The sequence below is a fragment of the Xanthomonas bonasiae genome, from assembly GCF_014836395.1.
Lineage (GTDB): Bacteria > Pseudomonadota > Gammaproteobacteria > Xanthomonadales > Xanthomonadaceae > Xanthomonas_A > Xanthomonas_A bonasiae.
Window position 1 is genome coordinate 48,620 of record NZ_JACSQX010000009.1, and the last position, 24,462, is coordinate 73,081.

Consider the following 24,462-nt stretch of genomic DNA (forward strand, 5'->3'; position numbering starts at 1 on the left):
GTTCGACCAGGCGTCGAGCAATGCAGGACGTTCGGTCGCCACTGCCACTGCGGTTCGCCACCTGCAGATGCGCGCGCCCCAATCCCAAATAGCATCGCAAGCTGTTCGGCGGTGTCCGCCCCAGATCCTCGCACTGGCATGCCATGTCCGACAGTCGCCGCAAGATCGTGATCGTGTCCGGCGCACCTGGCGCAGGAAAAACCACCTTGGCGATGCCGCTCGCCAAACGGCTCGGCTTTCCGCTGTTCTGCAAGGATGTCATCAAGGAAACGCTGACCGACAGCCTCGGCGACAGCGGCGGCGATCTGGCCGCGTCACGCCGGCTTGGCGGCGCGGCGATGGAATTGCTCTGGTCGCTGGCGCGCCACGCGCCGCACGCGGTGCTGGAAGCCAACTTCCGGCCCCGCAGCGCATACGAACGCGACAAACTGGCCAGCCTGGACGCAGTCATCGTCGAGGTTCATTGCGACTGCGGCCCAGACGAAACCGCCCGGCGTTTCCGGGATCGCGCCGCGGCCAGCGCACATCACGCCGCGCATCCGTTGAAAGAACTGCCGCCGGACATGCTTGCGGAGTACGCCGGACCGGTGGGACTAGGGACGGTGGTCGCGGTGGATACGCGCGTGCCGGTGGACCTGGAGCGCCTGGTGGCGGAGGTCCTGAGCGCTTTATCCTGAAGAACGGCGGCTGGTCCATTCGGCGTTGAGGCCAAGCCGAGTGCCAAAGGCAGCGACGACCGCCAGGGCGTGCGGGATGCGTACCGTATCCGCTTGGCCGATCAGGACCCGCAACGGATTTCCCGGCCGATGCAGCGCCATCTGCGCAGATGCGGCAGTCACCGGAAGCGCTACGGCATCCGGCGCCAATCGACCCTCACCCCTCGCGCTCGCCCGCCAACAACGCCAGCAACCGATCGCGCGGCAACTTGCCGGTTTCGTTGCGCGGCAAGGCGTCGAGCTTGCGCAGGCGGCGCGGCAGGAACACCGGGTCCAGCTCGCGGCGCAATGCGGCCAGGATCGCGGCTTCGTCCAGGCTCGGCGCGACCACCACGGCCGCGATGCGGCCGACGCGCTGACCGGGTTCCGGCTCCAGTTGCAGCATCGCGCCGTCGACCACGCCCGGCACGGCCAGCAGGCGCCGGGTCAGGTCGGCCAGCGAGGCGCGCTTGCCGGCGATCTCCAGCAGGTCGGCCTGGCGGCCGCGCACCTGGAAGCGGCCGTCGGCGTCCACGTCCATCAGGTCGGCCAGCAGCACCGGCTGCGGCAGGTGTGGCGCGTGCACCAGGGTGCCGTCCGGTTGCGGCGCCACGCGCACGCCGGGCAGCGGCGTCCACTGCGCCTCGCAGGCGGTGCGGCGGCTGGCGAACACGCAGGTTTCGGTGGAGCCGAACATTTCGCGCACCTGCCCGCCGAAGCGCGCCTCGGCGGCCGCGGCCAGTTCCTGCGCCAGCGGCGCGGTGGCCGAGACGATGCCGGCCAGCGGCGGCAGGGCGACGCCGGATTCGACCAGCGCACGCAGGTGCACCGGCGTGGTCACCAGCAGCCGCGGCGCCGGCACCTGCGCCAGCGCGCGCGCCACGTCCTCGGGGAAGAACGGCCGCCCGGCATGCACCGCCAGCGGCGTCACCAGCGGCAGCAGGATCGACAGCTCCATGCCGTACATGTGCTGCGGCGGCACCGTCGCCACCACCTGCGGTACCGCGTCCGCCTCCCACAATCCGACCAGCGCCAGCAGATCCTGGCGGGTGCTGGTCAGGAAGTTGCCCCAGGTCTTGGGGTTGGGTTTCGGCGTGCCGGTACTGCCGGACGTGAAGCCGATCGCGACCAGCGCATCGGCCGCCAGTTGCGGCATGTCGCCGTCCAGGCTCGGCAACGGATCGGGCAGCTGCCAGTAGCGCGGCGGCGACTCGGCCAGCGCCAGGTCGCCCAGGCAATAGCTGTCGGCATGGCTGCGCTGCACCTCGGCGACTACTGCCGGCGCGCGCGAGGACGGCAGCAGCGAGGTCTGCCCGCGCAGCGCCACCGCGCAGAACGCGACCATGAACCGGTAGCGGTCCTCGCACAGGTTCAGCGCATGCCGGCCCGGCGGCAGCACCGCCGCCAGGCCGCGCACATGGCCGAGGAACGTGGCCAGATCGATGTGCTGGCCGCCGGCGTAGGCCAGCGGGCGGTGCAGGTCGCCGACGGCAAGCGGATGCAGGAGCGGCGGGGAAACGGCGGACGAAGCGACAGGCATGCGTGGCGAAGGCTCGGCGGGCGACTGGCCCGCAACGGGCAGCGCGAATCGGTAGCTTGGCGGCCACCGCCGTCGCTGGCAAGCCGGGCGCACTGCCCACGCGATGGCGGCACGCCGCACGCGCGCCGCGATTCCACCGAAGAACTCAGTGGTGGTAGCCGCTGTCGGCCGTGATCTTGCCGCGGAACACCCGGTACGACCATGCGGTATAGCCCAGGATCACCGGCAGCAGCACCACCAGCCCGGCCAGCACGAAGCCCTGCGAGGACGGCGGCGACGCCGCTTCCCAGATGGTCAGCCCCGGCGGCACGATGTTCGGCCAGATGCCCAGCACAAGCCCGAAGAAACCGAGCACGAAGAAGCACAGGGTCAGCACGAACGGGCGCGCGTCGCGGCCCTGCGCCATCGCCGCGCGCCACAGCGCGAACGCGTTGACCAGCACCAGCAGCGGCACCGGCGACAGCCACCAGAAATTGCCGCCGTGGAACCAGCGCGCCATGATCCGCGAGTCCAGGAACGGCAGCCAGGCGCTGACCAGGCCCATGAACACCACCACCACCAGCACCAACGGCCGGGTCAGCGAACGCGCGATGCGCTGCATCGGCCCTTCGGTCTTCAGGATCAGCCAGCTGCCGCCGAGCAGCGCATAGCCGAACACCACCGCCGCGCCGGTCAGCATCGAGAACGGGCTGAACCAGCCCAGCACGCCGCCGAGGTACTTGCCGCCCTGCAGCGGCATGCCCTCGACCAGCGCGCCGAGGATCACGCCCTGCCAGAACGCCGCGCACAGCGAGCCCAGCGCGAACGCCCAGCCCCACAGGTACTTGGAGCGATGCGCCTTGAAGCGGAACTCGAACGCCACTCCGCGGAACACCAGCGCGATCAGCATCAGCAGCACCGGCAGGTACAGCGCCGACAGGATCAGCGCATAGGCCTTGGGGAACGCCGCCAGCAGGCCGGCGCCGCCGAGCACCAGCCAGGTCTCGTTGCCGTCCCAGATCGGCGCGGCGGTGTTCATCATCAGATCGAGCTGGTCCTCGTCCTCGGCGAACGGGGCGAGGATGCCGAGGCCGAGCACGAAGCCGTCCAGCAGCACGTACATCAGCACGCCGAACCCGATCACCCCGAACCAGATCACCGGCAGCACGGTGGCCATGTCCATCAGCGTGTCTCCTCGAGATCGTCGCCGGCCGCCGAGATCGGCCGCGCCGGCGTCCTGTCGCCATCGTGCAGCTGCGGCTCGGGCTCGTGCGGCAGCGGCCCCTTGCGCAGCATCTTCAGGATGTACCAGCCGCCGAAGCCGAACACGAAGGCGTAGGCGGCCACGTACACGCCCAGCGACACCCACACCATCGCCGGGCTGATCGCGCTGACCGCATCGCGGGTGCGCAGCAGGCCGTAGATCACATACGGCTGGCGCCCGATCTCGGTGACGAACCAGCCGGCCAGCAAGGCCACGAACCCGGCCGGCAGCATCGCGTTCCAGGCCACGTGCAGCCAGCGCCGCCGCAGCAGCGTGCCGCGCCACCAGAACCACAGCGACACGAAGGCCAGCAGCAGCATCGCCATGCCCAGGCCGACCATGATCCGGAACGCGTAGAACACCGGCTTCACCGGCGGCCGTTCGTCGGCGGGCACCGAGGTCAGCGGCGCGATCTCGCCGTCCAGGGTATGGGTCAGGATCAGGCTGCCCACGCGCGGGATCTTGACCTCGTAGTCGTTGCGCTCGGCCTGTTCGTTGGGCACCGCGAACAGCACCAGCGGCACGCCGGCGCCGGGCGCCTCGCCATGCCAGTGCGCCTCCATCGCCGCCACCTTGATCGGCTGGTGCTCGAGCGTGTTCAGGCCATGCGCGTCGCCGGCGGCGATCTGCAGCGGCACCGCGATCGCGGCGAACGCCACCGCCAGCTTCAGCATCCGCCCCGCCACCTGCACGTGCACGCCACGGCGCAGGTACCAGCCGCTGACCCCGCCGATCACGAAGCAGGTGGTGATGAACGCGGCCAGCACCATGTGCGCCAGCCGGTACGGGAACGACGGATTGAAGATCACCTCGCGCCAGTGCGCCGGCTGGAACACGCCATCGACGATGGCGTAGCCGGCCGGCGTGTGCAGCCAGCTGTTGGCCGACAGGATCCAGAAGGTGGAGATCAGCGTGCCCAGCGCGACCAGGCAGGTGGACAGGAAGTGCAGCTTCTCCGGCACCTTGCGCCAGCCGAACAGCATCACCCCGAGGAACGAGGCCTCCAGGAAGAACGCGGTCAGCACTTCGTAGCTGAGCAGCGGGCCGAGGATGTTGCCGGCGCGCTCGCTGAGCACCGACCAGTTGGTGCCGAACTGGAAGCTCATCACGATGCCGCTGACCACGCCCATGCCGAACGACACCGCGAAGATCTTCAGCCAGAAGAAATACAGGTCGCGCCACAGCGTGTCGCGGGTGCGCAGCCAGCGCCACTCCAGGAACGCCAGCCAGCTCGACAGGCCGATGGTGAAGGCCGGGAACAACACGTGGAAACTGATGACGAATCCGAACTGGATACGCGAGAGCAGCACTGCGTCCATGGACGTCGCTCGTGAAACCGTAACTGGCCGCCATTGTTGGCCCAGCCGGGCGAAATTGCGTGTGACGTCTTGTCGCAGGGCCGGGATTGGGGATTGGGGATTGGGGATTGGCAAAAGCGAAAGGCCTCTGCGAATCCCCAATGCCGAATCCCCAATCCCGGCCGCCCCATGACCAACGGCGCAGTCGCCGCGCCATCGCGGCTGCTACCCTCCCCGCTTGCCCGTTCGTCCGGAATCCAGATGCGTCGCGTCCCCCTGTGCGTTGTGTTGCTGTCCCTGTCCTGCCTGGCGCCGCTGGCCGCCGCGCAGGAAACCGCCGCTCCGTTGACGATCGAGCAGGCGATGGCCGATCCGGACTGGATCGGGCCGCCGGTCGAGGCCGCCTGGTGGGCCTGGGACGGGCGCCAGGTGCAGTACCAGCTCAAGCGCGCCGGCAGCCCGGTGCGCGACACCTACCGCCAGGGCGTCGATGGCGCCGCTGCGCAGCGCGTCGAGGACACCCAGCGCAGCACCCTGGATGCGGCCGATCCGGTCTACGACGCGCGGCGACAGCGCATGCTGTTCGTGCGCAACGGCGACGTGTTCCTGCGCGACTTGCGCAGCGGCGCGCTGACCCAGCTGACCCGCAGCAACGACGCCGCGGCGCGCCCGCAGTTCACCACCGACGGCGGCGCGCTGTGGCGGGTCGGCAACGACTGGTACCGCTGGAGCGCCGGCGGCGGCACGCTGCAGGCGGCGGTACTCAAGGCCGAGCGCGATCCCGACGCCGCGCCCAAGCCCGATGCGCTGCGCGAGCAGCAGCTGCGCACCCTGGAAACCCTGGCCCGCGATCGCGCGCAGCGCGACCTGGCGCGGCAGCAGGAGCAGGCCTGGCGGCGCGCCGACGGCAGCCGTGCGCCGGCGCCGGTGTACCTGGGCGAAGACGTGGCCATCGACGACAGCGCGCTGTCGCCGGACGGCCGCCACCTGCTGGTGGTGACCCACGCCAAGGGCGGCGACGAAGGCCGCGACGGCAAGATGCCCAAGTACGTGACCGAATCGGGCTACGAGGAATTCCAGGAAACCCGCACCCGCGTCGGCCGCAACCCGCCGCTGGCGCAGACGCTGTGGCTGGTCGACGTGAGCGCCGGCAGCGCGCGCAAGCTCGACGTCGCCGCCCTGCCCGGCATCGACGCCGATCCGCTGGCGGCGCTGCGCAAGGCGGCCAAGCAGGAGCCGCTGAAGGGGCCGCGCGCGATCCGCGTGGAAACCGACGGCGACGGCGCCGGTCCGGCGATCCACTGGAGCGACGACGGCCGCAATGTCGCGGTGATGCTGCGCGCGGTCGACAACAAGGACCGCTGGATCGCCAGCGTCGATCTGGATAAGGCCACCCTGCTCAACCGCCACCGCCTCACCGACGCGGCCTGGATCGGCTGGAGCTTCAATGACTTCGGCTGGCTGGCGGACAACCAGACGCTGTGGCTGCTGTCCGAACAATCCGGCTATGCGCACCTGTACACCCAGCGCGGCACCGACAAGCCGCGGCAGCGCACCTCGGGCAAATGGGAAGTCTCCGCGCCGGTCGCCACGGCCGACGGCCAGGGCTTCCTGTTCCTGTGCAACCGCAAGTGGCCGGGCGACTACGAAGTGTGCAAGCTCGACCTGCGCGACGACCGCGTCAGCGAACTGACCGCGCTCGACGGCGTGGAAGACTTCGCGCTGTCGCCGGACGGCCAGCAGCTGCTGGTGCGCTATTCGGGCAGCTACCTGCCGCCGCAGCTGGCGGTGGTGCCGGTGGCCGGCGGCAACGCGCGCACCCTCACCGACACCCGCAGCGCCGCGTTCAAGGCGCGCGCCTGGATCCAGCCGCAGTACGTGCAGGTGCCGTCCAAGCACGGCGCCGGCGTGGTCTGGGGCAAGTACTACGGCCCGCAGCATCCCGAGCCCGGCAAGCGCTATCCGATCGTGATGTTCGTGCACGGCGCCGGCTACCTGCAGAACGTGTCGGCGCGCTACACCCCGTACTTCCGCGAGCAGATGTTCCACAACCTGCTGGTGCAGAAGGGCTACGTGGTGCTCGACCTGGATTACCGCGCCAGCGCCGGCTATGGCCGCGACTGGCGCACCGCGATCTACCGCAACATGGGCCATCCGGAACTGGAGGACTACCTGGACGGCCTGGACTGGCTGGTCGCCGACAAGCAGGGCGACCGCGACCGCGCCGGCATCTATGGCGGTTCCTATGGCGGCTTCATGACCTACATGGCGCTGTTCCGCAGCCCCGGCACGTTCAAGGCCGGCGCCGCGCTGCGCCCGGTCGGCGACTGGACCCAGTACAACCACGAATACACCGCCAACATCCTCAACACCCCGGAGCTGGACCCGGAGGCCTACCGCGCCTCCTCGCCGATCGAATACGCCGCCGGCCTGCGCGACCACCTGCTGATCGCCCACGGCATGGTCGACGACAACGTGTTCTTCCGCGATTCGGTGAGCATGAGCCAGAAGCTGATCGAGCTGCACAAGGACAACTGGGAGATCGCCCCGTACCCGCTGGAAAAGCACGGCTTCACCCGCGCCGATTCGTGGCTGGACGAGTACAAGCGGGTGCTGAAGCTGTTCGAGCAGCAGTTGAAATAGGTCTGCCTTTCGGCAAGCGGTCGCGGCTGAAGCCGCTCCTACAGGACTGCCTGCGGAACGCAGGGGCTGTTGTGGGAGCGACTTCAGTCGCGACGAGCGAAGCGCCGGCTTGCCGCTGACCGGCGGGCGAAGGGGCACCGCTCGCTTGCGCCGGCAGCCACCCGCCCTATCCTTGCCGGACGCTTCGCGGCCCCCCTCGTGCCGCCCCCCCATCGAAGGACCGCCGATGCCACCCCCGCCCCTGCCCTCCGCACGCAACCCGATGATCGACACGATGGCGAAGATCTCGCTGGTGGTCGGCGTGGTCTGGCTGCTGTACGCGCTGTGCCAGGTGGCGGTGCTGGCGCTGCTGCCCGATGGCGCGCTGCAAGGGCTGTTCGCGCGCGTCGGCATCACGCCGCCGGCGCTGTGGCAATGGTGCCTGGACCACATGCTCGCGCTGTCGCTGCTGTCGGCATTGCTGGCGCTGCTGTTCAGCGCCTCCGCGTGGGGGCTGCAGCAACGGCGCGAATGGGCACGGCTGAGCTTCGTCGCCTTCCTGGTCGTCACCGGACTGGCCAACTTCGCCAGCCTGCCGCTGATGTGGCACTTCTTCGGCGCGATGCACCAGATGCTGCCCAAGGCGCTGCTGCACAGCGCCGACGGCGCGCAGTTGCTCGCTCAGTTGCAGTCTGGACGCATGATCAGCATGGCCACCGCCGCGGTGACCTCCCTGGTCTTCGCCGCGCTGCATGGCTGGATCGTCTACCAGCTGTACCGGCCGGCGATCCGCGCCGAGTTCCGCAGCTGATTCCACCCGCCGGCATCGCCGGCTTCGAAAAGGATTTCCGATGACATCGCATTGCCCCAGCCGCCGCTTCCTGGCCGGCGCCACCCTGTCCGCGCTGGCCTGGTTCGGCATCGCCGCCTGCGCCGCCGCCGCGCCCGCCGCCCCCGTCTGCGGCCTGTACGTGGACGGCGCGCAGAACGCGCTGTACCTGGAAAGCGCCGACAGCGCGCGGCTGGAACCCGAGCAGGACACGCCGCGGCGCTTCCATCTGCAGCGCGAGGGCAACGCCTTGCAGCTCTTCGATCTGGCCAGCGGCCGCAGCGAACGCTACACGCTCTCGGCGGACGCCGCGCAGGTCCGTGCAGCGGACGGCACCGTCTATCGGCGCGGCAGCAGCGCGCCCTGCGCCGCCTCCGTCCCGGCGGCGACAGCGGCGATCGCGCAATGCCGCGCGGACCTGCCGGCCTGCGCGCAGCGGCTGGCGTCAGGCGACCAAGCGCAAGCCGCGGCGCTGTGCGGGCCGCAGTTGCCGTTCGCCTGCCGTGCGCTGCTCGATCCCGCAGCGACGGCGACCGCCGCCCCCGACCAGGCCGGGGCCGCCGTGCAGCCCGAAGCCGTGTGCCAGCGCAGCGCCTCCCCGCAGATCTGCACGGCGGCGGCGGAACGGCAGTGGGACGACGGCCAGTTCCTGCGCGCCAAGGCGCTGCTGGAACAGGCCTGCGCCCTGTCCGATCCGGTGGCCTGCGGCCGCACCACGGCACTGGACGAGGTGGACGCGGCGCTGCTGCAGTCGCCGCCGGCCACGCGGCTGCCATGCGGCCGTTTCATCGCACCCACCGGCGACGGAATCAGCCTGCAGTTCGGCGCCGATGGCCGCGTGCGTAGCGGCGAAGGCGAGGTCATGGAAGCGCGCCTGGAAGATGGCCAGGTCGCGCTGCGCCAGCAGGATGGACAACAATGGCGGCTGCGTCCGCTCGGCGCGAAGCGGCTGCTCGGCCTGGATCGCGCGCACCGCTTCGTGGTGTTCTTCGGCGACGAGGCCGACCACTGCGGGGCCACGGCGCCCTAGGGCGTGTCCTCCCTCCCCGGGCGACCCGCGCCGCCGCCGCGCATGCGTGTCCACGTCGGCGCCGACACGGCAGCGCGCACGCGCGGGCGTAGTCCTGCGGGTTGGGACTGCGACCTGCTCTGAAATGGATGACACCCCCCAGGCACACGACACGGGCGGCCCGGAAAGGCCCCCGGGCGCCCAGCCAGCCGCGGCGCACGCCTCGACGCTCGAACGCAGCGCACGGCAATGCGGTCATCCGATCGCGTTAACAGCCCCCGGCGATCGGCACGCAATAATGTGCGGCACGCCGCTGCCTGTCGCCCAGCTACAGGTGGCTGCCCCTCCCCCCGCCCGACTGCCTACCGCCACCATGACCGAGTTCGACCGAGTACGCGACTACCTGACCGGGCTGCAGGACCGCATCTGCGCCGCCATCGAGGCCGCCGACGGCCGCGCCCGCTTCGCCGAGGACCTGTGGCAGCGTGCGGAGGGCGGTGGCGGGCGCACCCGCATCCTGCGCGACGGCGCGCTGTTCGAGCAGGCCGGGATCGGCTTCTCCGACGTGTCCGGCACGCGCCTGCCGCCCTCGGCCAGCGCCAACCGCCCGGAACTGGCCGGCGCCTCGTGGCGCGCCACCGGCGTGTCGCTGGTATTCCACCCGCACAGCCCCTACCTGCCCACCACCCACGCCAACGTGCGCTTCTTCCGCGCCGAGCGCGACGGCGAAACCGTGGCCTGGTGGTTCGGCGGCGGCTTCGACCTGACCCCGTATTACCCGTTCGACGAGGACGTGCGCCACTGGCACCGCACCGCGCAGGCGCTGTGCGCGCCGTTCGGCGAAGACCGCTATGCCGCGCACAAGCGCTGGTGCGACGAATACTTCTTCCTCAAGCACCGCAACGAGACCCGCGGCGTGGGCGGGCTGTTCTTCGACGACCTGCACGCCGACTTCGAGCGCGACTTCGCCTATCAGCGCGCGGTCGGCGACGGGTTCCTGGATGCCTACCTGCCGATCGTCGAGCGCCGCCGCGCGCTGCCGTGGGGCGAGCGCGAGCGCGAGTTCCAGCTGTACCGGCGCGGGCGCTACGTCGAGTTCAACCTGGTCTACGACCGCGGCACCCTGTTCGGCCTGCAGAGCGGCGGCCGCAGCGAGAGCATCCTGATGAGCCTGCCGCCGCGGGTGCGCTGGGAATACGGCTTCCAGCCCGAGCCGGACAGCGCCGAGGCGCGCCTGGCCGACTACCTGGTGCCGCGCGACTGGCTGCCATGAGCGCGACGCGCCGCGCACCGCTGCCGTCGAGCGTGCTGGGACGCGAGGACAAGGCCCGCATCGCCGAACAGCTGCAGCGCTATCTGCGCGAGGAGCTGCAGCAGCAGATCGGCGGCTTCGAGGCCGAATTCCTGCTCGATTTCGTCGCCGAGCGCATCGGCGCGCATTTCTACAATCGCGGCCTGCAGGATGCGCGCACGCAGCTCGCCGCCCAGCTGGACGCGCTGGACGACGCGCTCTACCAGCTGGAGCAACCAACCGAGCCACGCCGCTAGGTGGGGCGCGGCGTCCTGTAGGAGCGGCTTCAGCCGCGACCGGGCGTTACCGGTGAAGCCCGGTCGCGGCTGAAGCCGCTCCTACAGGGACAGCGGGCAGGCGCCCCGGCGCTGCCGGAAGCCCCGCTCAACTGTCCTTGGCGGTCAGGATGGTGATGTGGCCATTGGTCTCCAGCAGCGCCAGGCGCACGTTGTCCAGGCCCGGGCAGCCCTGCTGGCGCATCGCCGCCTCGAAGTCGGCGTTGCTGACCAGTTCGCGGCGCAGCACCTGGCGGAACACATGGCCGTCGCGCGCCAGCACCACCGGCTCGCCTTCGATCAGGCGCTCGGCGCGATCGCTGCGCGAGGTGATCAGGCCGACCCCAAAGTTCAACGCGATCAGCGTCGCCGCCAGCAACAGGCCGCCGCCGAGCGAGGTGTCCTGGCCCAGCAGGGCGTTCTGCACCGCATTGCCGAGCAGCACGATCAGCAGCATGTCGAACGGTGTCAATTGCCCCATCGCGCGCTTGCCCGACACCCGCACCATGGTCAGCACCGCCACATACACCACCACCGCGCGGAAAATGAATTCCCACCACGGCATCGACAGATGAAAAAGATCGGGCATCGCGCGGCTCGCAGGTTGGTGGTTGCGCCCCGGCGTGTGCCGGCGGCGATGGCGCTGAACTGGATTTTTTCGCAGGCAATAAAAAAGCCCCGCGGACCAGGGGGAGGTCGGCGGGGCCAGGGAACGGAGACTTGGGGAGGAGTCGCCGTTCCTAGATCTGCTCCAGGGGATGGGAGGAGATCCGCGACAGGTATTGCGCCTGTCGAGGGATATAAAACCATTTTGCACCTTGCTAGTTCGTGAAGATTTTAGTTAAAAATTCATCGAATTAAGGACCGATTCATTCACGAAATCCAGCGCAACGCAGGGTTCCAGAAACAACTGCTTTTTATAGGGTGGATCCGTGCGCAAGAACGCGGCGAACGATCGTTTGTGATGCGGAGTGGATCCCGAAACCGTGCGCTGTTCGCCGGTCTGGCGCATGGATGCTCCAAAACCGCTGCGAAACCGTCTGCTTCGCTACGCGAGCAACGCCGGGAGCAGCGCGTAGACAGTTGCGCTGCGACGCTCCCCCGTCCGTTCCATCGCCACGCCGCGCGATTTCGAATAAAGGCGTTCAGGCGTGCCGCAACATCACGAGCGCGGCCCGGCCACCACTCCTGCGCCCGCGAATCGGGCCGCCCACGGCAACGCGCCCCCATCCCCGTTCACCACACCAAGCCCCGGCCACTGGCCGGCCCGGACTTCCCGCTCCCGATTCTCGACTCCCGATTCCCTGCCCCCGACTAATGCGCCTCGTCCCAGTTGTCGCCGACGCCGCTGTCCACCACCAGCGGCACCTTCAGCGCGGCGGCGCCGGCCATCAGCCGGGTCACTTCGGGCAGCAGCGTGTCGACGAAGTCGGCATCGGCCTCGAACACCAGTTCGTCGTGTACCTGCAGGATCATCAGCGCGCGCTCGCGGTGCGGCTCCAGCCAGGCGTCCACGGTGACCATGGCGCGCTTGATGATGTCCGCCGCGGTGCCCTGCATCGGCGCGTTGATCGCCGCGCGCTCGGCGCCGGCGCGCAGGCCCTGCTGCTTGGCGTTGATGTCGTTCAGGTACAGGCGGCGGCCGAACAGGGTCTCCACGTAGCCCTGGGTGCGCGCCTGCTCGCGCATGCGCTCCATGAAGTCGCGCACCGCCGGGTAGCGGCTGAAGTACAGCGCCACGTAATCCTGCGCCTCGCCGCGGCCGATGCCCAGGTTGCGGGCCAGGCCGAACGCGCTCATGCCGTACATCAGGCCGAAGTTGATCGCCTTGGCGGCGCGGCGCTCGTTGTTGGTGACGTCCTCCAGCTTGCGCCCGAACACCTCGGCGGCGGTGGCGCGGTGCACGTCCACGCCGGCGCCGAAGGCGCGCAGCAGGCCCGGGTCCTCGGACAGGTGGGCCATGATCCGCAGCTCGATCTGCGAGTAGTCGCAGGCGATCAGCTTGCGCCCGGGCGGGGCGACGAAGGCGCGGCGGATGCGGCGGCCGTCGTCGGTGCGGATCGGGATGTTCTGCAGGTTCGGATCGGCCGAGGACAGCCGTCCGGTGGCGGCGCCGGCCTGGTGGTAGCTGGTGTGCACGCGGCCGGTGTCGGGATTGATCATCTCCGGCAGTTTGTCGGTGTAGGTGCTGCGCAGCTTGGCCAGGCCGCGGTATTCCAGGATCACCCGCGGCAGTTCGTGCTGGTCGGCGATCGCCTCCAGCGCCTCTTCGTTGGTGCTGGGCTGGCCCTTGGGGGTCTTCATCAGCGCCGGCAGTTTCAGTTCGTCGAACAGCACCGCCTGCAGCTGCTTGGGCGAATCCAGGTTGAAGGTGCGCCCGGCCAGCGCGGTGGCCTTCTGCTGCGCGGCGAGCATGCGCTGGCTCAGGTCCTGGCTCTGCCTGCGCAGTTCGGCCATGTCCACACTGACGCCGTTCGCCTCGATCCGCGCCAGCACCGGCACCAGCGGCATCTCGATCTCGCGGTAGACCTTGGCCAGCGCCGGTTCGGCGTCCAGCTGCGCGGACAGCGCGCGGTGCAGGCGCAGGGTGATGTCGGCGTCCTCGGCGGCGTAGCCGGTGGCGTCGTCGATGGCCACCTGCGAGAACGCGATCTGCTTGGCGCCCTTGCCGGCCACGTCCTCGTACTTGACCGTGTCGTAGCCCAGGTAGCGCCGCGCCAGCGAGTCCATGTCGTGGCGGCTGGCGGTGGAATTGAGCACGAAGCTCTCCAGCATGGTGTCGTCGGCGTAGCCGCGCACGTCCACGCCGTGGCGGCGCAGCACGTGCAGGTCGTACTTGCCGTGCTGGCCGACCTTGGGCTTGGCCGGGTCCTCCAGCAGCGGCTTCAGCGCCGCCAGCGCCAGGGTCCGGTCCAGCTGCACCGGCGCGCCGGGGTAGTCGTGGCCCAGCGGCAGGTAGTCGGCGCGGCCCGGTTCGATCGCGAAGCTGAGCCCGACCAGGTTGGCCCGCATCGCGTCCAGCGCGTCGGTCTCGGTATCGAAGGCGAAGCCGGCGGCCGCGCGCAGGCGCGCCAGCAGGTCCTCGAACTGCTCCGGGGTCATGATCGCGGCGTATTCGCCCTTGGCGGCCAGCGCCGGGTCCAGGGTGTCGTCGATCGGCGCAGCGGCGCGGGCGTAGCCGGCGGCGGTACCGCGCAGGCTGGGGGTCACCTCGGCGGCGCCGGCCGGGGCGGCCACGCCGCCGTCCAGGTCGCGCAGCGCCTGGGTGAAGCCGTAGCGCTGGTACAGGCCGCGCAGTTGCTCCGGGTCCTGCTCGCGCAGGGCCAGCGTGCGCGGCCCGCCGGGCAGGGCCACGTCGGTCTTGATGGTGACCAGTTCGCGGTTCAGCGGCAGCCGCGCCAGCGCCGCGCGCAGGTTCTCGCCGATCTTGCCCTTGATCGCGTCGGCATTGGCCATCACCCCGTCCAGCGAGCCGTATTCGGCCAGCCACTTGGCCGCGGTCTTGGGGCCGCACTTGTCCACGCCCGGCACGTTGTCGATGGCGTCGCCCATCAGCGCCAGCAGGTCGACGATCTGGCTCGGCCACACGCCGAACTTCTCCATCACCGCCGCGTCGGAGTCCATGCGGCTGCCGCTCATGGTGTTGACCAGCTGCACGCCGGGGCGCACCAGCTGGGCGAAGTCCTTGTCGCCGGTGGAGATGGTCACGTCCAGGCCGTCGCCGGCGCCCTGCAGGGCCAGGGTGCCGATCACGTCGTCGGCCTCGACCCCGCCCTCGCGCAGGATGGTGATGCCCAGCGCATGCACGATCTGGCACATCGGCTCGACCTGCGCGCGCAGCTCGTCGGGCATCGGCGGGCGGTTGGCCTTGTACTGCGCGTACAGGTCGTCGCGGAAGGTCTTGCCCGGCGCATCGACCACGAAGGCGACGTACTCGGGGCGCTCCTTCAGCGTGGCGCGCAGCATGTTGACCACGCCGAACAGCGCGCCGGTGGGCTCGCCGGCGGGGTTGGTCAGCGGGGGGAGCGCGTGGAACGCGCGATACAGGTAACTGGACCCGTCGATCAGGACTAATCGGCTCATCGGGCAATTCTACGCTGCACCTGGCTGGGGACCGGGGATCCGGAGCCCCTCTCCCGCCGGGAAGGGGTTGGGGTGAGGGTGCGGTGCGAAGCGACTCGCTGGGGGTGGGTGCGCGAGGCTTCGCCCGTACCCTCATCCGGCCCTGCGGGCCACCTTCTCCCGAGGGGAGAAGGAACAGCCGACTAGCCCCTCTCCCGCCGGGAGAGGGGTTGGGGTGAGGGTGCGGCGCGAAGCGACTCGCTGCGATTGGGTGCGCGAGGCTGCGCCCGTACCCTCATCCGCCCCTGCGGGGCACCTTCCCCCGAAAAGGGGGCCATGGTCCCGGTGGGAGAAGGAACAGCCGCCAGCCCATCAAGAGAGGGGTTGGGTGAAGCGCTGCGCGCATCCAGCCGTTACGCGCCGAATGCGGCCTCTCGGCGCATAATCCGTGCGACGACTTCGCTGTGGAGAATGCTGCAATGAAAGCCCTGATGCTGGTTCCACTGTTGCTGCTGGCGGGCTGCGCCTCGACCGGGATCGGCCCCGACGGCCCGCCGGTGGACGTCCGCGGCGCGGACGTGACCCATCGCACGATGGACAACGGCGACAGCGTGGACGAATACCGGGTCTCCGGCCAGCTGCGCGCGGTCAAGGTGACCCCGGCCAACGCCCCGGCCTACTACCTCTACGACCAGAACGGCGACGGGCACATGGACGGCAGCAAGGACAATGTGTCGCCGGTGTACTGGAAGCTGTATAGCTGGTGACGCCGGATCGGGAATGCTCGATCCAGCGCCGGCCGCGCACCGCTGCCACGAACGGAAACCTGGCGCGCTTTCGGATGCTCCGCGCGTCGCGACCGAAGTCGCTCCCGCAGTGCGCCCAGCCAGCGCGCCGCTGGCCTTTGCGGGAGCGACTTCAATCGCGACGCACGGAGTCGGCAACAACAGCGGTTTCGGCGCCATGTCGGGGCTGAAGCCCCTCCTGCGGTGCACCCGACACGTCGGCCGTTTCCCGTAGGCACGGTTTCAACCGCGACGAGCGAAGTCGTCCAGCTATCCGGCTTCGGCAGCAGTCGGGGCTGAAGTCCCCCACAGTGCACCGGCCGGCACGCCGTAAGCCCCTTGTGGGAGCGACTTCAGTCGCGACGCACGGCGCCTGAAACACCCGCGACTTCGGCGGTGCCGGGCCGAAACTGCCTGCGCCGGGGAACTCCGGCACCGCAGCCGGCGGCACGCGCCGGCTCAGGCGTCCTCGTCGCGGACGCCGGCCACGTGCTGCAGTTCGCTGACCCCGGCCGGGGCCAGTTCCTTGAGCAGGTCCAGGAAGTTGCGCCCGACCAGGCGCTGCGCGCGGCGCAGCAGCAGCGGCACCGGGCTGGAGGGTTCGTGGCTGGCGTAGTAGGCGCAGATCTCGTCGAGCCGGCGCATCACGTCGTCGGGACTGGCGATGCGGGCATTGCCGCCGGCTCCGGCGGGTGCTGCAGTGCCGCCCTGGCCGTCGGCCGGCTCCTCGCCCGCCGCGTCGCCCTCGGCTGCGCCGCCGTTGCGCGCGGTCCATTGCGGCAGCAGGAAGCGCTCCAGGTCGCGCAGGTCGCCGAGCAGCGGCTTGAGGTCCGGCGCGGCGCTGCCGATGCGTTCGGCGAACAGCGCGTCCACCTCGCGCGCCAGCTGCTGCGCACGCTGCACCGCGGCCACGGTCTCGCCCAGCGCTTCCAGCGGGCAGTCCAGGCAGCAGGCCTCGATCTCGGTCAGCGACGGCACGCTGTCGCCGGCATTGGCCGGCTTCACGCTGCCGTTGGCCACGCGCAGGTCGCGCAGGCTGAAGCGGCCCAGCCGCGGCGATTGCACGAAGGCGGTGCTGCGCAGCGCGCCGAGCAGGCCCAGCGGATCGCCCAGCGCGACCACCGCGTTGACCCGCGCGGTCGGGTCGTCGTCGTCCTCGGCATCCAGCTGCGGATGCACGCTGTCCCAGCGCTGCGCCAGCAGCGCATGCACCAGGGCCAGGCCGTCGGCCCAGCCGGACAGGCCGCGCAGGCGCAGCCAAGCCGCGCTGAGATGGATCGCCACGCGCAGGTCGTGGCTGCGGCGGAACAGCGCCAGCGCCAGCGTCTGCACCTTGTCCCAGTCCGGCTCCTCGGCGGCGATCACGCTGTCGCCGACCGCGCGCTCGGCCTTGTTCGCCGCGGCGCGGTCCAGCGCCAGGAAGTCGGGGTCGTATTCCAGGTCCGGGCCGGACGCCGCGTCGTCGGCGATCGGCGCCAGCAGCGTCTCGAGGGTCTGTTCGGTGCTCATGCGCAATCACTCCGGGGCGGATGCGGCCGGCGTGGCGAGGGCGCACGCCGGCAGGGAAACGGGACGGCGGCGCGGTGCGCTCACTCCTGCGTGCATTGCGCATCCGGATCGTCGGCGTCGCAGGCCGGCTGCTGGTCGGCCGGCAGGCGCAGGCCCGGCTTGACCAGGCCGAACGCGCGGTAGTTGGCGTTGGCCGCGCTCAGGTCCACGTAGGCGATGGTGCGGTTGCTGGAACTCTGCGCGCGGCTGGCGAACGCCGAGGTCGGTACGTTGATGCCCGACTCGCCAACCACGCCGAGCAGGCTGCCGTCGGCGGCGAGCGCGTAGAAGTACGCCGGCGGCAGGCCGATCGCCGCCACGGTCTGGTTGCGCACGCCCAGCACGTAGATCGGATTGGCGGCGGTGCCGATGCGGCCGCTGGCCGAGAAGGTGCCGGCGCCGTCGTACAGCCAGGTGGTGTCGGCCTGCAGCAGGTCGCCGAGCACCGCCAGGTACAGCGCCGAGGTGCCGGCATTGACGGTGTAAGCGCTGCCGTTGAGCGCGGACAGGGTCAGGCTCTGGCCATTGGTCAGGCTGAAGCCGCCGGGCGAGGAAAAATCGCCCAGGGTGCCGATGCGATTGTCGATCGCCGCACCGGCGGCGCCCAGCCGGGTGCTGCCGCCGACGCTGCCGCTCAGCGTGTCGGCGCTGATGCGGCCGCCGCCGGTTTCGCTCAGGTCGCCGCCGGCCTGCAGCCAGACGCTCTGGCCGCTGAGCGCGCTGCCGATCGCCAGATCGCCGCCCGCATCCAGGCGCAGCGCACCAGCGACCGCGACCGGACCGGTCACGCTCAGGTCGCCCAGCGTGCGCAGACTCAGCTGCGTCGCGTCGAAGGCGCCGAGCGCGGCGATGGCGTTGGCGCCGGTCAGGCTGGTGGCGCCGCCGGAACTGCCGCTCAGCGACGCGGCACTGAGCGTGCCGGCGGTCTGCGCGATCGCGCCGCCGCTGTGCAATTGCAGGCTGCCGCCGCTGCTCACGTCGTGGCCCAGGCCCAGGTCGCCACCGGCGCTCAAGCCGATGCTGCTGCCGCGCAACGCGCCGGCCGTGCGCAGCGCGCCGGCCGCGCTCAGCGCCAGGCTGCCGCTGGCCTGCGCCGCCACCGTCAAATCGTTGCGATCGGCAATGGCGATGTCGCCGCCGCTGGCCTGCACTGTGCCCTGGAAATCGTTGCCGGCCTCGGTCAGCGCGATCGCGCCGCTGCCGGCATCCAGGGTGGTGGCGCCGGCGACGGTCAGCGCGCCGCGCTGGCCGATACCGCCGCCGCTCGCCGCCGGCGTGGCGGCGCTGGCGGTGACGATGCTGGAGGTGGTGCCGCCGCCAGCATCGCTGCGTGCGACCAGATCGCCGCCGATGCGGCCCTGGCCCAGCGACAAGGCGCCGCCGCTGGTCACGTTCAGCGCGGCGACCGCCACGCTGCCCAGCGCCAGTGCGTTGCGATCGCGCAGGGTGACGGCGCCGCCGGCGAGGTTCACTTCGCCCTGGAAGTCGTTGCCGGCCGTGTCCAACGCGATCGCGCCGCCGCCACTGTCGATCGTGGTGCTGCCGCCCACCTGCAGCGCGCCGCGCTGGCTCACCGCGCCGCCGCTAGCGGCGACCAGGTCGCCGGCGATGCTGCCTTCGCCCAGGTTCAGTGCGCCTTGGCTGCCGACGTCCAGCGCGCCCAGCGACAGCGTCCCCAGGGACAACGCGTTGACGTCGCGGATGCGCGCGGCACCGCCGCTGAGCGCTAACAGGCCCTGGAAGTCGTTGCCGGCGTTGTCGAGCGCGATGGCACCGCTGCCGGTGGCGATCGCGGTATCGCCGGTCACGATCAATGCGCCGTTCTGGCTCAGCGCACCGGTGGTGGCGAGCTGCAACGCGGTGGCGTTGGAGGCACCCAGGGTCAGCGCGTCGAGCGCGTCGATGCGGACGGCGCCACCGTCGAATGCCAGCGTGCCGGCGAAGCGGTTGGCCTGGTCCAGCGTGATCGCGCCGCTGCCGGCCATCAGGCGGGTGGCGCCGCCGATGTCGAGCGCGCCGCTCTGGCCGATCGCGGCGTTGCCGCTGTCGGCCTGCAGGGCGCCGCGCACCGTGCCGTTGCCCAGGTTCAATGCGCCGCCGCTGCTCACCGCCAGGCTGTCGACCGACAGCGTGCCCAACGTCAGCGCGCCGCTGTCATGCAGTTGCACCGCGCCGCCGGCGATGTCGACGCTGCCGGCGAAATGGTTCCCGGCACCGGTCAGGGCGATGCTGCCGCTGCCGGTGGACAGGGTGCTGCTGCCGCCGACGGTCAGCGCACCGCCCGACTGCACGATGGCCGCGTTGTCGGTGCTCAGCAGCAGGGTGCCGGTCGCGGCGACGTCGTCGGCCAGGCTCAGGCCGCTGCCACCGCTGAGGGTCAGGTTGTGGCCGCTCAGCGCGCCGCCCAGATGCAGGGTGCCGTGGCGGGCGATCAGGCTCAGATCGCCGCTGCCGGTGTCGATCGCGCCGCCCGGCAGGTCGAGCGAACCGTCGGCGAGCAGCGACAGCGCGGCGTTGTTGCCGTTGTGGACGGCGGCGATGCTCAGGTCGTTGCGGTCGGCGAGCTGGATGCCGCTGCCGCTGAGATCGACCGCGCCGACGAAGTCGTTGCCGGCGTTGGCGAGCACGATCGACCCGCTGCCGGCGTCGAGCGTGCTGGTGCCGGCGACCGTGAGCGGGCTGCTGGCGGATTGGGTGATGGCGCCGCCGTTGCTGGTCGCGGTCAGCGCGCCGTTGATCGTGCCGCTGCCCAGATTCAGCGCGCCGCTGCTGGTCGCGGTGAGGTTGCCGGTGGTCAGCGTGCCCAGGGTCAGCGCGTTGCTGTCGGTGATCGCGCTGCTGCCGCCGGTCAAGCTGACCGCCTGGCCGAAGTCGTTGCCGGCAGTGGCCAGCGTGATCGATCCGTTACCGGCGTCGAGGTTGCTGCTGCCGGTGACGACCAGTGCGTTGGTGGTGGACTGGGTGATCGCGCCGCCATTGCTGGTCGCGGTCAATGCGCCGTTGACCGTGCCGCTGCCCAGGTTCAGCGCGCCGTTGCTGGTCGCGACGAGGTTGCCGGTGGTCAACGTGCCGAGCGTCAGCGCGTTGCTGTCGGTGATCGCGACGCTGCCGCCGGTCAAGCTGACCGCCTGGCCGAAGTCGTTGCCGCTGGTGGTCAGCGTGATCGATCCGGCGCCGGCGTTGAGGGTGCCGGCGCCGGTGACGACCAGTGCATTGGTGGTGGACTGGGTGATCGCACCGCCATTGCTGGTCGCGGCGAGGGTGCCGGTCACCGTGCCGCTGCCCAGGTTCAAGGCACCGGCGCTGGTCGCGGTGAGGTTGCCGGTGGTCAGCGTGCCGAGCGTCAGCGCGTTGCTGTCGGAGATCGCGGTGCTGCCGCCGGTGAGGTTGACCGCCTGGCCGAAATCGTTGCCGCTGGTGGTCAGGGTGATGGCGCCGCTGCCGGCATTGACGTTGCTGGTGCCGGTGACGCCGAGTGCGTTGGTGGTGGACTGGGTGATCGCGCCGCCGTTGCTGGTCGCAGTCAGCGCGCCGTTGACCGTGCCGCTGCCCAGGTCCAGTGCGCCGCTGCTGATCGCGGTGAGGTTGCCGGTGGCCAGCGTGCCGAGCGTCAGCGCGTTGCTGTCGGTGATCTGGGTGATGCCACCGGTGAGGCTGATCGCCTGGCCGAAGTCATTGCCGTTGGTGGTCAGGGTGATCGATCCGGCGCCGGCGTTGAGATTGCTGGTGCCCGTGACGCCGAGTGCGTTGGTGGTGGATTGGGTGATCGCATTGCCGTTGCTGGTCGCGGCCAGGGTGCCGGTCACGCTGCCGCTGCCCAGATTCAAGGCGCCGCTGCTGGTGACGGTGAGATCGCCGGTCGCCAGCGTGCCCAGGGTCAGCGCATTGCCGTCGGTGATCTGGGTGGTGCCGCCGGTGAGGCTGATCGTCTGGCCGAAGTCGTTGCCGCTGGTGGTCAGGGTGATCGCGCCGCTACCGGCATTGAGATTGCTGGTGCCGGTGACCGTCAATGGGTTGCTGGTGGATTGAACGATCGCGCCGCCATTGCTGGTCGCGGCCAAGGTGCCTGTCACCGTACCGCTACCCAGGTTAAAAGCGCCGTTGCTGGTCGCAGCGAGGTTGCCGGTGCTCAACGTGCCCAGGGTCAGTGCACCGCTGTCGGTGATCGCCGTGGCGCCGCCGGTCAGGCTGACCGCCTGCCCGAAGTGGTTGCCCGCGCCGGTCAACGTGATCGCGCCGCTGCCCGTATTGACGCTGCTGGTGGCGGAGGCGGTGATTGCGCCGGCGCTCTGGGCGATCGCGCTGTCGACGGTGGTCAGCGCCAGCGTGCCGGTGGCGGTGACGTCGTGCGCCAGGGTGATGCCGTCGTCGCCGCTCAGGCTGACGTTGCTGCCGGACAGCGCTGCGGCCGTGGCCAGCGCGTTGCCGCTGTGCAGGCTCAGGTTGGCACTGCCGGTGGCGATCGCGCTGCTCGGCAACGTCAGCGTGCCGGCCGCAGACAGGGACAGCGCGCTGTTGTTGCCCAGGGTCAGCGCGGACACGTTGAGGTCGTTGCCGTCGGCCAGGCGGATGCCGCTGCCGGTCAGCGACACGGCGCCGCCGAAGTCGTTGGCGGCGTCATCCAGTGTGATCGCGCCGCTACCGGCATTGAGGGTGCTGGTGCCGGTGACGGTCAGCGGATTGCTCGCGGACTGGGTGATCGCGCCGCCGTTGCTGGTCGCAGCCAAGGTGCCGGTCACCGTGCCGTGGCCCAGGTTCAGTGCGCCTGTGCTGGTCGCGGTGAGATTGCCGGTGGTCAGGGTGCCGAGGGTCAATGCGCCGCCGTCGGTGATCGCCGTGGTGCCGCCGGTCAGCGTCACCGCCGCCTGAAAATCGTTGCCGGCGTTACCCAGCGCGATCGCGCCGGTGCCGGCGTCGATCTCGGCCAGGCCGGTGACGGTCAGCGCGTTGCTTTGACCGATCGCCCCGCCGTTGCTGGTCGCATCCAGCGTGCCGGTCACGCTGCCGCCGCCCAGGTTCAAGGCGCCGCTGCTGGTCGCGGTGAGGTTGCCGGTGGCCAGCGTGCCCAGGGTCAGCGCATTGCTGTCGGTGATCTGGGTGATGCCGCCGGTCAGGCTGACCGCCTGACCGAAATCGTTGCCGCTGGTGGTCAGGGTGATGGCGCCGGTGCCGGCATTGAGGGTGCTGGTGCCGGTGACGGTGAGCGGGTTGCTGGTGGACTGGGTGATCGCACCGCCGTTGCTGGTCGCCGACAACGCGCCGGTCACCGTGCCGCGGCCCAGGTTGAGCGCGCCGGTGCCGGTCGCGGTCAGGTTGCCGGTCGCCAGCGTGCCGAGGGTGAGCGCGCCGCTGTCGGTGATCGCGGTGGTGCCGCCGGTCAGGCTGACCGCCTGGCCGAAGTGGTTGCCGGCGCCACTCAAGGCGATCGTGCCGCTGCCGGCGTTGACGCTGCTGGTGCCGGTCGCCGTCACTGCGCCGGCGCTCTGCACGATCGCGCTGTTGACGGCGCTCAGCGCCAGCGTGCCGGTCGCGGTGACGTCGTGCGCCAGGGCGATGCCGGCGTCGCCGCTCAGGCTCACGTTGCTGCCTGACAGCGCCGCGGCGGTGGCCAGGACGTTGCCGCTGTGCAGGCTCAGGTTGGCGCTGCCGGTGGCGATCGCGCTGCCCGGCAAGGTCAGCGTACCGGCCGCGGACAGCGACAGCGCGCTGGCGCTGCCCAGGGTCAACGCGGCGATGGTCAGGTTGTTGGCGTCGGTTAGGGCGATCCCGCTGCCGGTCAGCGACACCGCGCCGCCGAAATCGTTAGCGGCGCGCTGCAGAGTGATCGAGCCGGTACCGGCGTTGAGATTGCTGGTGCCGGTCACGGTCAGCGCATTGCTCGCGGACTGTGTGATTGCGCCGCCGTTGCTGGTGGCAGCCAGCGTGCCGCTCACCGTGCCGCTGCCGAGATTGAGTGCGCCGCTGCTGGTCGCCGTGAGATTGCCGGTGGCCAGCGTGCCCAGGGTCAGCGCGCCGCTGTCGACGATCGTGGTGGTGCCGCTGCTCAGGCCGACCGCCTGCCCGAAGTCGTTGCCGGCGTTGTCCAGCGTCAGCGCATGGCTGCCCAGCGAGAAGCTGCTGCTGCCGCCCACCGTCAACGCACCGGACTGCGTCAGGTCGATGGCATTGGACAGGCTCAGGTTGCCGCTCACGTCCAGCGTGCCGAGTGCGGCAATGCGGTTGCTGCCGCTGAAGCTGGCGTTGCCGCCGATGCTGCCGCTCAGGGTGCCGGCGGTGTAGGTGCCGCTCTGCTGCACGCTGCGCTCGGTGCTGATGCTGATCGCGCCGCTGCCCACGTCGATGCTGCCGCTGCCGCCGATGCCGGTCTGGCCGGCGCCGTTGGCGACCAGCGACACGCTGCCGTCGCTGCCGCTGCTGAGGGCGGCGGCGGTGATGGTGCCGCTGTTGTTGATCAACTGGTCGAACAGGCCCTGCGCGGCGCGCGCCTGCAGGGTGATGATGCCGCCGGGCGCACTGAGGCTGCCGCTGTTGTCCACCGCCAGCGTGTCCAGTTGCAGTTGCAGCGCCTTGTCGACGACGACGCCGAAGCCGCCGCTTTCGAAGGTGAGGGTGACCTTGTCGGCGCCGACCAGATTGATGTTGCCGGCGCTGGCGGTGATGGTGCCGCTGTTGACCACCTTGCCGCCGATCAGGTCGACCGCACCGGCGGCGGCGTTGATGGTGCCGCTGTTGGACATCAGCGCGACCGTGTTGCCGCCGGCGTCGAGCGTGTCGTTGCCGCTCATGAAATCGGAGGCGCTGATGCCAAGGGTGCTGGCCACCAGCCCGCCGACGTTGAACTGCGCGGTGCTGCCGAAGATGATCCCGTTGGGGTTGATCAGGAACACCTGGCCGTTGGAGTTGAGATTCCCGAAGATCTGCGTGGGATTGCCGCCCTGCACCAGGTTCAGCACCGCGGCGCTGGTGGACGGCTGGTTGAATGTCACCGTGGCCGCCGAGCCGATGTCGAAGGTGGACCAGTTCAACGCCATCCGGCTGGAGGTCTGGTCGATGGTCAGGGTCGCGCCGCTGGCCGCATTGATGGTGCCGGTGCCGCCGGCGATGCTGCCGCCGGTCGGCAGCTGGGTGCTCGCCACCTGCGCCGCCGCCATGCCCGGCGCCGCGCCGAGCGCGACCGCCAGGGCCAGCGCGAGCGGCGAATGGCGCAACGCGCGCGAGCGTGCGGCACGGGTGGCGAGCGAAGTCTGGGCGATGGCGGACATGAG

At 70.6% G+C, this 24,462-nt stretch carries 14 protein-coding genes; 7 read left to right on the forward strand and 7 right to left on the reverse strand.

Translation table 11 applies throughout. The features are described 5' to 3' along the window. Window positions 1-143 precede the first annotated feature (143 nt). Window positions 144-677: an AAA family ATPase gene (locus H9658_RS15455; protein ID WP_191826018.1), complete on the forward strand. Its 534-nt coding sequence runs from the start codon at window positions 144-146 to the stop codon at window positions 675-677. A gap of 196 nt (window positions 678-873) precedes the next feature. Here the strand turns inward: H9658_RS15455 and H9658_RS15460 are convergent, their stop codons facing one another. From H9658_RS15460 to H9658_RS15470, 3 genes are all read right to left on the reverse strand, one after another. Continuing rightward, window positions 874-2,235, reverse strand: coding sequence for an AMP-binding protein (locus H9658_RS15460; protein WP_179569853.1), 1,362 nt, complete (start codon window positions 2,233-2,235; stop codon window positions 874-876). Window positions 2,236-2,380: 145 nt separating this feature from the next. Further along, window positions 2,381-3,397: a cytochrome d ubiquinol oxidase subunit II gene (gene cydB / locus H9658_RS15465; protein WP_179569855.1), complete on the reverse strand. Its 1,017-nt coding sequence runs from the start codon at window positions 3,395-3,397 to the stop codon at window positions 2,381-2,383. Further along, entirely contained in the window at window positions 3,397-4,797 is a 1,401-nt protein-coding gene (locus H9658_RS15470) for a cytochrome ubiquinol oxidase subunit I (RefSeq protein ID WP_191826019.1), read from the reverse strand. Before H9658_RS15470 ends, cydB begins: the two co-directional genes overlap by 1 nt. Before the next feature lie 240 nt (window positions 4,798-5,037). Here H9658_RS15470 and H9658_RS15475 point away from each other — a divergent pair, with 240 nt between their 5' ends. From H9658_RS15475 to H9658_RS15495, 5 genes are all read left to right on the forward strand, one after another. Further along, entirely contained in the window at window positions 5,038-7,419 is a 2,382-nt protein-coding gene (locus H9658_RS15475; protein WP_191826020.1) for a S9 family peptidase, read from the forward strand. A 226-nt stretch (window positions 7,420-7,645) separates the two neighbouring features. Continuing rightward, window positions 7,646-8,209, forward strand: coding sequence for a hypothetical protein (locus tag H9658_RS15480; RefSeq protein WP_179569860.1), 564 nt, complete (start codon window positions 7,646-7,648; stop codon window positions 8,207-8,209). A gap of 40 nt (window positions 8,210-8,249) precedes the next feature. Next, a complete protein-coding gene (locus H9658_RS15485; RefSeq protein WP_191826021.1) occupies window positions 8,250-9,257 on the forward strand; it encodes a hypothetical protein in 1,008 nt (335 codons plus the stop codon). 352 nt (window positions 9,258-9,609) lie between these two features. Then, window positions 9,610-10,509 carry an oxygen-dependent coproporphyrinogen oxidase gene (hemF, locus tag H9658_RS15490; RefSeq protein ID WP_191826022.1) on the forward strand — a complete coding sequence of 300 codons (900 nt, stop codon included), beginning with the start codon at window positions 9,610-9,612 and terminating at the stop codon, window positions 10,507-10,509. Beyond that, on the forward strand, window positions 10,506-10,784 hold the full coding sequence (locus H9658_RS15495; protein WP_191826023.1) for a DUF2164 domain-containing protein: 279 nt from the start codon (window positions 10,506-10,508) through the stop codon (window positions 10,782-10,784). The genes hemF and H9658_RS15495 overlap by 4 nt, the downstream gene beginning before the upstream one ends. Window positions 10,785-10,911: 127 nt before the next feature. Here H9658_RS15495 and H9658_RS15500 read toward each other — a convergent pair whose 3' ends face one another. Both H9658_RS15500 and polA read right to left on the reverse strand, forming a co-directional pair. Next, a complete protein-coding gene (locus tag H9658_RS15500; RefSeq protein ID WP_179569868.1) occupies window positions 10,912-11,391 on the reverse strand; it encodes a DUF421 domain-containing protein in 480 nt (159 codons plus the stop codon). Window positions 11,392-12,116: 725 nt separating this feature from the next. Beyond that, on the reverse strand, window positions 12,117-14,885 hold the full coding sequence (gene polA / locus H9658_RS15505; RefSeq protein ID WP_191826024.1) for a DNA polymerase I: 2,769 nt from the start codon (window positions 14,883-14,885) through the stop codon (window positions 12,117-12,119). A 458-nt stretch (window positions 14,886-15,343) separates the two neighbouring features. Here polA and H9658_RS15510 point away from each other — a divergent pair, with 458 nt between their 5' ends. Further along, window positions 15,344-15,631 (forward strand): DUF2782 domain-containing protein, encoded by a 288-nt coding sequence (locus tag H9658_RS15510; protein ID WP_145703958.1) that lies wholly within the window; start codon window positions 15,344-15,346, stop codon window positions 15,629-15,631. A 477-nt stretch (window positions 15,632-16,108) separates the two neighbouring features. On the opposite strand, the gene tssA is transcribed toward H9658_RS15510, so the two are convergent. Both tssA and H9658_RS15520 read right to left on the reverse strand, forming a co-directional pair. Beyond that, complete coding sequence (gene tssA, locus H9658_RS15515) at window positions 16,109-17,158, reverse strand: type VI secretion system protein TssA (RefSeq protein WP_191826025.1); 1,050 nt, start codon at window positions 17,156-17,158, stop codon at window positions 16,109-16,111. A gap of 80 nt (window positions 17,159-17,238) precedes the next feature. Next, window positions 17,239-24,450, reverse strand: coding sequence for a two-partner secretion domain-containing protein (locus H9658_RS15520; RefSeq protein ID WP_455275814.1), 7,212 nt, complete (start codon window positions 24,448-24,450; stop codon window positions 17,239-17,241). Between the last annotated feature and the right edge of the window lie 12 nt (window positions 24,451-24,462).